The organism is Arthrobacter sp. HMWF013, assembly GCF_003061105.1.
Taxonomy (GTDB): domain Bacteria; phylum Actinomycetota; class Actinomycetes; order Actinomycetales; family Micrococcaceae; genus Arthrobacter.
In genome coordinates, this window is record NZ_QAIQ01000224.1 from 1 (window position 1) to 3,414 (window position 3,414).

General features: G+C 65.3%; 4 protein-coding genes. All 4 read left to right on the forward strand.

Features of this window, described 5'->3' with window-relative positions:
- Positions 1-798 (forward strand): homoserine dehydrogenase (locus DBR22_RS09220; protein ID WP_146187447.1); only part of this gene is annotated, 798 nt, incomplete at its 5' end.
- The gene (thrC, locus tag DBR22_RS09225; RefSeq protein ID WP_108598768.1) at positions 799-1,905 is read left to right on the forward strand and encodes a threonine synthase; all 1,107 of its coding nucleotides are present in this window, start codon (positions 799-801) and stop codon (positions 1,903-1,905) included.
- Positions 1,906-1,907: 2 nt separating this feature from the next.
- Positions 1,908-2,882 carry a homoserine kinase gene (gene thrB, locus DBR22_RS09230; protein ID WP_108598769.1) on the forward strand — a complete coding sequence of 325 codons (975 nt, stop codon included), beginning with the start codon at positions 1,908-1,910 and terminating at the stop codon, positions 2,880-2,882.
- 296 nt (positions 2,883-3,178) lie between these two features.
- The coding region (locus DBR22_RS09235; RefSeq protein ID WP_181365094.1) for a Rho termination factor N-terminal domain-containing protein at positions 3,179-3,414 on the forward strand (236 nt) is incomplete at its 3' end.

A 3,414-nucleotide genomic window follows, 5' to 3' on the forward strand; every position in this document is an offset into this window, starting at 1 on the left:
GGCGCCCAGTTCGCTGACGCCCTCGCCGAGGCCCAGCGCCTCGGCTACGCGGAAGCGGACCCCACCGCCGACGTCGAAGGCCACGACGCTGCCGCCAAAGCTGCCATTCTGGCCACGCTGTCCTTCCACACGCGGTTCGCTCTGGAGAATGTCCACTGCGAAGGCATCACCAACGTCAGTGCAGCAGATATCGCCGCCGCCAAGGACGCAGGTTTCGTCATCAAGCTGCTGGCCATCGCCGAAAAGCTGACGGATGCCGACGGCGGCGAAGGCATCTCCGTGCGCGTTCACCCGACGCTGCTTCCCCGCGAGCACCCGCTGGCCGCTGTCCGCGGAGCGTTCAATGCGGTGTTCATCGAAGCGGAAAATGCCGGGGAACTGATGTTCTACGGCCAGGGCGCCGGTGGCACCCCGACGGCGTCGGCCGTGCTGGGTGACCTCGTTTCGGCGGCCCGCCGCCTGGTACTGGGCGGCCCTCAGCGCACCGAAACCACCACGGGCCACGTCCCTGCCCTGCCCATCGAAGCGGCAACCACCAGCTACTACATCGGGCTCGACGTCGCCGATCAGCCCGGTGTGCTGGCCCGGATCGCCCAGCTCTTCGCCGAGCACGGTGTGTCCATCGAAATCATGCGGCAGACCATTCACAAGGATGCAGAGTCCAACGTGGAATCAGCCGAACTGCGGATCGTCACGCACCGCGCGTCAGAGGCTGCCCTCGCGGCCACCGTCGAGGCCGTCAAGGGCCTGGACGTCATCAATTCAGTTACATCCGTTCTGCGGGTAGAAGGAGTCTAAGTGGCTCACCAATGGCGCGGCGTTATCCGCGAATACGCTGACCGACTGCCCGTCACGGAATCCACCAGGGTCATCACGCTGGGCGAGGGCGGAACTCCGCTGGTCCACGCGCAGAAGCTTTCTGAACTCACCGGGTCAACCGTCTACCTCAAGGTGGAAGGGATGAACCCCACCGGGTCCTTCAAGGACCGCGGCATGACCATGGCCATGACCGCGGCCGTCGCATCCGGCGCGAAGGCCGTCGTCTGCGCGTCCACCGGCAACACCTCGGCCTCGGCCGCTGCCTACGCCACCGCGGCAGGCCTGAAGTGTGCAGTACTGGTCCCGGAGGGCAAGATCTCCATGGGCAAGCTCAGCCAGGCAATCGCCCACGGCGCAACCCTGCTGCAGGTGGACGGCAACTTCGACAACTGCCTGGACATTGCACGGAAGCTGGGGGAGTCCTACCCGGTGTTCCTGGTGAACTCCGTCAACCCCGCCCGTATCCAAGGCCAGAAGACCGGCGCCTTCGAGATCGTGGACGCGCTGGGTGACGCCCCGGACATCCACGTGCTTCCTGTCGGGAACGCCGGAAACATCACCGCGTACTGGAAGGGCTACAAGGAGTACTCGGCCCCGTTCGAGTCCGAAACTGCCGGGACACTGCCTGCGGTATCCACCAAGACCCCGCAGATGTGGGGCTTCCAGGCCGCAGGTGCAGCACCGTTTGTGGCGGGCCACCCGATCACGGAGCCGGACACCATCGCCACGGCCATCCGGATCGGCAATCCCGCCTCCTGGGACGGCGCCATCGCAGCCCGCGACGAGTCCGGCGGCTTCATCGACGCGGTAACCGACGAGCAGATCCTCGACGCCCACCGCTGGCTGTCCGCCCGCGAAGGCGTTTTTGTTGAACCGGGCTCCGCGGCAGGTGTGGCGGGGCTCCTCAAGAAGCACGCCGCCGGCGAGGTTCCGTCGGGAAAGACAATCGTCATCACCGTTACCGGCCACGGACTCAAGGACCCCCAGTGGGCCCTGCGCACCGAGGACGGCAGCGAGGTGCAGCCCGTGAAGGTTTCCAACGACGTTGTTACGGTCGCCGCTGAACTGGGACTGGAAGAAAAGTAGCCTTGAAAACCACCTCGCCCACCGCCGTCGACCTGCCCGTCATCGAGGCAGGACAGCGCGTCACCGTCAGGGTCCCGGCCACCAGCGCCAACCTCGGCCCGGGATACGACAGCCTGGGCCTCGCCCTGGCGTTGCACGACACCCTGACGGTGGAGAGCCTTGAGACCGACGAGCTGGTGTTCGAGCTCAGCGGCGAGGGGGCGGAGACCCTTCCCCGGGATGCCAGCCACCTGGTGGTGCGGGCCATGGAAGCGGCCTTTGTTCGGCTCGGCTACAAGCACGGCGGGCTCAGGATCACAGCACAGAACGTCAACCCCCACGGCCGGGGCCTTGGTTCCTCGGCGTCGGCCGTGGTGGCCGCTGTTTCCGCAGCGAACGCCCTTGTGCCGGAGTCAAAGCAGCGTGGGCGTGACTGGATCCTTCAGCTGACCAGCGAAATGGAAGGCCATCCGGACAACGTTGCCCCGGCGATTTTCGGCGGACTGGCGCTGTCGTGGCAGGACAGTGACCGGTACAGCAGCACGTGTGCCACAGTGGCCGCTTCGGTGATCCCCATCGTCGCCGTGCCCGATTTCGAATTGTCCACGGAGGCCGCCCGCGCCCTGCTGCCCGCATCTGTGGGGCATCACGCAGCCGCGATGAACTCCGGCCGCGCTGCCTTGCTTATCCACGCGCTGACGCAAAAGCCGGAATTCCTGCTGGCCGGTACCGAGGATTACCTGCACCAGAGCTACCGGGCCGAGGCAATGCGTCCCAGTGCTGCCCTGATCAGGGCACTGCGCAGCGCGGGCCATGCCGCAGTGGTTTCCGGGGCCGGGCCCACTGTGCTGGTACTGGCCAACGGTGAAGCCGAAGCCGCCGAAGTGCTCTCGTTCATCGAGTCGTTTACCTCGGCCAACACGCCGGGTATCGGCTGGCGGGTGCTGAAGCTGGCAGTGGACGTTGAAGGTGCTAAGGTGGACATGCACCGGCGGTAATTCCGCCTATCTGACCTGTTATTGCACTCAGTTGCTTTCGGTCTCCTACTGCGCAATATTTTCGGTGCCACCTGCTTGGTCTGTCGCAGGAATCTGCAGCAAGAAGTGTCTGCCCCTGAACCGTCAGTCCAGCGTTCCGTCATTAATCGGCGCGTATGGTGAATCAGTATCCGGCCCTGCTGGCCGAAATCCAACCGGCAAGGCCGAAAATCCCGGCTGCAAATCTGAACTGCAGCCCGATCAAATCATCGCGTCCAGCTCCCAGTCTGGACGCCGTCGAGGGGGAAGGATCCTTCGTGACCGAAACCACTGAGCTGTCTTCAGCTGTGGACACATCAACTTCTGCTGCCGGATCATCAACGGCCGCACCCACCAAGAGCAGCGGCCTTGCCGGCCTGAAGCTCGCCCAGCTGCAGGCGCTTGCCAGCCAGCTGGGGATTTCCGGTGGGTCCCGCATGCGCAAGGGGGACCTGGTGACCGCCATTTCCGCCCACCGTGCGGGAACGTCGCCCAGCAAGGCGCCTGCCAAGGC